General features: G+C 69.3%; 4 protein-coding genes and 2 tRNA genes. 1 reads left to right on the top strand and 5 read right to left on the bottom strand.

What is annotated here, in order from left to right:
- The 4 genes from ACIQOV_RS31240 to ACIQOV_RS31255 form a co-directional block, all read right to left on the bottom strand.
- A partial coding sequence (locus tag ACIQOV_RS31240; protein WP_401054009.1) for an ATP-dependent Clp protease proteolytic subunit occupies window positions 1-704 on the bottom strand: 704 nt, incomplete at its 3' end.
- 55 nt (window positions 705-759) lie between these two features.
- Entirely contained in the window at window positions 760-1,380 is a 621-nt protein-coding gene (locus tag ACIQOV_RS31245) for an ATP-dependent Clp protease proteolytic subunit (protein ID WP_380353544.1), read from the bottom strand.
- A gap of 268 nt (window positions 1,381-1,648) precedes the next feature.
- Window positions 1,649-3,040, bottom strand: a complete 1,392-nt coding sequence (gene tig, locus ACIQOV_RS31250) for a trigger factor (protein WP_401054011.1) — start codon at window positions 3,038-3,040, stop codon at window positions 1,649-1,651.
- A gap of 306 nt (window positions 3,041-3,346) precedes the next feature.
- Window positions 3,347-3,420, bottom strand: a tRNA-Pro gene (locus tag ACIQOV_RS31255).
- A 195-nt stretch (window positions 3,421-3,615) separates the two neighbouring features.
- Between ACIQOV_RS31255 and ACIQOV_RS31260 the strand changes: the two genes are divergently transcribed.
- Window positions 3,616-3,686, top strand: a tRNA-Gly gene (locus tag ACIQOV_RS31260).
- Window positions 3,687-3,760: 74 nt separating this feature from the next.
- On the opposite strand, the gene ACIQOV_RS31265 is transcribed toward ACIQOV_RS31260, so the two are convergent.
- The coding region (locus ACIQOV_RS31265; protein ID WP_401054013.1) for a hypothetical protein at window positions 3,761-3,963 on the bottom strand (203 nt) is incomplete at its 5' end.

The raw sequence follows: 3,963 nt of genomic DNA on the forward strand, positions 1-3,963 counted from the left end.
CACCTGGAGCGCTGCGGCATGGTCACGGCCGTGCCGGGCCAGGTGTGGGTCAGCGAGGTCTTGCGGGTGGAGATGATCTGGTCGATCAGGCCGTACTCGGCGGCCTCCTCGGCGGTCAGGATCTTGTCGCGCTCGATGTCGTCGCGCACCTGCTCCGCCGTCCGGTTGGAGTGCTTGGAGAGCATCTCCTCCAGCTGCTCGCGCATCCGGAAGATCTCCTTGGCCTGGATCTCCAGGTCGGACACCTGGCCGCGGCCGGTCTCGGTGTACGGCTGGTGGATCAGGATGCGGGCGTTCGGCAGCGCCATCCGCTTGCCGGGGGTGCCGGCGGCGAGCAGCACGGCCGCGGCGGAGGCCGCCTGGCCCATGCAGACCGTGGTGATGTCCGGCTTCACGTACTGCATGGTGTCGTAGATGGCCGTCAGGGCCGTGAACGAGCCGCCGGGCGAGTTGATGTACATCTGGATCTCGCGGTCCGGGTCCATCGACTCCAGGCACAGCAGCTGCGCCATGATGTCGTTCGCCGAGACGTCGTCGACCTGCGAGCCGAGGAAGATGATGCGCTCCTCGAACAGCTTGGCGTACGGGTCGTACTCGCGGATGCCCTGCGTGGTGCGCTCGACGAAGCGCGGGACGATGTAGCGGCCCTCGGCGCGCATGTCCTCGACGCGGGCCTGGGCGGCCGACAGGCTGGGGATGTTCATGGGGTCCTTGTCCTCCGGGGCGTTGGGGCTGTGGTCTCGCGGGCCGGGCCGAGGCTCAGGCAGCGCCCGTGCCGCCGCCGCCGGGGACGTCCGCGGCGCTGTGCATGATCGCGTCGATGAGGCCGTACTCCAGGGCCTCCTCCGGGGTGAACCAGCGGTCGCGGTCGGAGTCGGCGGTGATCTGCTCGAAGGACTGGCCGCTGTGGTGGGCGATCAGCTCGGACATCCGCTTCTTGGTGCGGAGCAGCTGCTCGGCCTGGATGCGGATGTCGGTGGCGGAACCGCCGAGGCCCGCGGAGGGCTGGTGCATCAGGATGGTCGAGTTCGGCAGCGAGAAGCGCTTGCCCGGGGCACCCGCGGTGAGCAGGAACTGGCCCATCGAGGCCGCCATGCCCATCGCGATGGTGACGACGTCGTTCTTGATGTACTGCATGGTGTCGTAGATCGCCATGCCGGCCGAGATCGAGCCGCCCGGGGAGTTGATGTAGAGGAAGATGTCCTTGTCCGGGTCCGCGGCCAGCAGCAGCAGCTGCGCGGTGATCTTGTTGGCGATGTCGTCGTCGACCGCCTGGCCGAGGAAGATGATCCGCTCGTTGAGCAGCCGGTTGTAGACCTGGTCGCCAAGGCCGCCGAGCACGTCACCAGCGGCGGCGTGCGGCGCCATCGGGCCAGGCATCTGCATCTGCGGGAACGTCACTTAGCCACCTGCTCAGTCGGTTTGGACGGTCGCTCCACGGCCGTCACGATGTCGCACAGCTTCCGGGTATCACGTCGTGATTGGTGCTGTCCAAGGACCCTAACGCGCAGGCCGGGCCGCAGAATCCCTCACGCAGAACTGTTCGCTGTGAGCGCAGGGTCGCGGTGGTCGCGGGCGGGGACGACAGCGGGCCCGGACACCGTACGGCGTCCGGGCCCGCTGCAGCCTGGAGGGGCTACCGGGGCGCTCAGGCCTCGGTCTTCTCCTCGGCGGAGGTCTCCTCGGCGGCGGCCTCGACGGTCTCGGCCGTCTCGTCCTCGTCGTCGAAGTCGATCTCGTTGCCCTCGGTGTCGACGACCTTGGCGGCCTCGACCACGGTGGCCAGCGCCTTGCCGCGGGCGACCTCGCCGACCAGCAGCGGAACCTGGCCGCCCTGGACGACCTGCTGGGCGAACTGGTCCGGGGTGAGGCCGGAGCCGGCGGCGCGGCGGATGAGGTGCTCGGTCAGCTCCTCCTGGTTAACACCCAGCTCCTCGTCGGCGACGATCTGGTCCAGGACGAACTGGGTCTTGATGCCCTTCTTCGCCTGCTCCTCGATCTCCGCGTCCCACTCCTCGGCGGTCTTGCCCTGGGTCTCCAGGTAGGCGTCGAGGGTGAGGCCCATCGGCTGGAGCTGGTGGTGCTCCACGTTGTGCTTGCGGGTCTCGACCTCGTCCTTGAGGAGCTTCTCGGGGTACTCGATCTCAACCAGGGCGAGCAGCGCGTCCAGGACCTTCTCCTGGGCCTGGGTGGCCTGGTCGTACTCCTTCATGCGCTCCAGGCGCTTGCGGGAGTCGGCGCGCAGGTCCTCCAGGGTGTCGAACTCGCTGGCCAGCTGGGCGAACTCGTCGTCCAGCTCGGGCAGCTCCTTCTCCTGGACGGCGGTGACGGTGACGGTGACCTCGGAGGTCTTGCCCGCCTGGGTGCCACCCTTGAGCTCGGTCTCGAAGGTCTTCTCCTCGCCGGCCGACAGGCCGACGACGGCCTCGTCGATGCCGTCGATGAGGCGGCCCGAGCCGATCTCGTAGCTGACGCCGTTGGCGGTGCCGTCGTCCGGCACCTCGCCGTCGACCTTGGCGACCAGGTCCACGACCACGATGTCGCCCTCGGCGGCGGCGCGCTCGACGTCCTTGACCGAGGAGAAGCGCTCGCGCAGCTGCTCCAGCGACTTCTCGATGTCCTCGTCGGAGACGACGATCGGGTCGACGGTCACCTCGATGGACGAGAACTCCGGCAGGGTGACCTCCGGACGGACGTCGACCTCGGCGGTGAACTTCAGGTCGCCGCCATCGGCGATCTTCTCGACACCCTCGATGTTGGTGATGTCGGGCTGTCCGAGGACCTCGATCTTGCCCTCGTCGACGGCCTGCGTGTAGAAGCGCGGCAGGGCGTCGTTGACGGCCTCTTCCAGCACGGCACCACGGCCGAAGCGCTGGTCGATGACCCGGTTCGGGATCTTGCCCTTGCGGAAGCCCGGGACCGAGACCTGCTGGTTGATCTTCTTGTACGCCGCGTCGAGGCTGGGCTTGAGCTCCTCGAAGGGCACCTCGACGGTGAGTCGAACCCGGGTCGGGTTCAGAGTCTCGACGGCGCTCTTCACGGTTAGGTCTCCTAGGGGCTTGCGGTCAGGTTGTCTCCGCCCGTCCCCATCACCCGGCCGGAGCCGGAAAGGGGGTCGGACGAGACGGGCGATGGGCGGTTGGAGCTGCATCTCCCGTGGGGTGGACGGTGAGCTTGACTCCTCGCCCTCGTGCGGTTGACCTGGGTGGACGCCACAGGGACTACCGCCAGCGCCCCATCCTACCGGTACCACGAAAGGCGGACGCCAGGCGCCACCGTACCGCCGCCGGAGAGCTCCCACACAGAACAGGGCCCCGCCCCCGTCGGGCGAGACCCTGCCGCACTGTCGGGGTGACCGGATTCGAACCGACGGCCTTCCGCTCCCAAAGCGGACGCGCTACCAAACTGCGCCACACCCCGTGGTGCCGAGAGGAAGCGTACACGCCGGGCCTGCACGGCTCGCCGGCGTTGTTCCGCGCGGGCGCGACCGCGACATATACCGCGCGGGCGCGAGGGGGTGCGCGCAGGGCGCCGGGCGAGGGGGCGTGCGCTCGGGCGGCCGGACCAGGTACGCTGTCCCCCGGACTTCCGGCCGGTGACGGCTGGGAGCGTCGTGCGGGCGTAGCTCAATGGTAGAGCCCTAGTCTTCCAAACTAGTCACGCGAGTTCGATTCTCGTCGCCCGCTCTCCGATCCGGCCCCGGTGTGCCCAGCGCACCGGGGCCGTCGGCGTTCCCGGGGCCGTCGCGGCCCCTTCCGCCTCAGAGTCCGAGCCGTGCGGCCCGGGCGGCGGCCCGGTCCAGCAGCTGGTGGACGTCGCCCTCCCGGGTGGTCGGGCGGTCGTTGTACTCGTCCGGGGAGCGCGCGGGGCGGCCGGTGGCGTGCAGCAGGCGGGAACAGGGAGCGGTCGAGGCGGTCCGCCCTTGCCGGACTTTCCGGTCGAGGAATATCGGGGCGACCCGAT

Source organism: Kitasatospora sp. NPDC091257 (assembly GCF_044757675.1).
Classification (GTDB): Bacteria; Actinomycetota; Actinomycetes; order Streptomycetales; family Streptomycetaceae; genus Kitasatospora; species Kitasatospora lactacystinica.

What these genes read in the sequence shown, in the direction of transcription:
- ACIQOV_RS31245 (WP_380353544.1), bottom strand. Translation starts at nt 1,380, where the DNA reads ATGCCTGGCCCGATGGCGCCGCACGCCGCCGCTGGTGACGTGCTCGGC.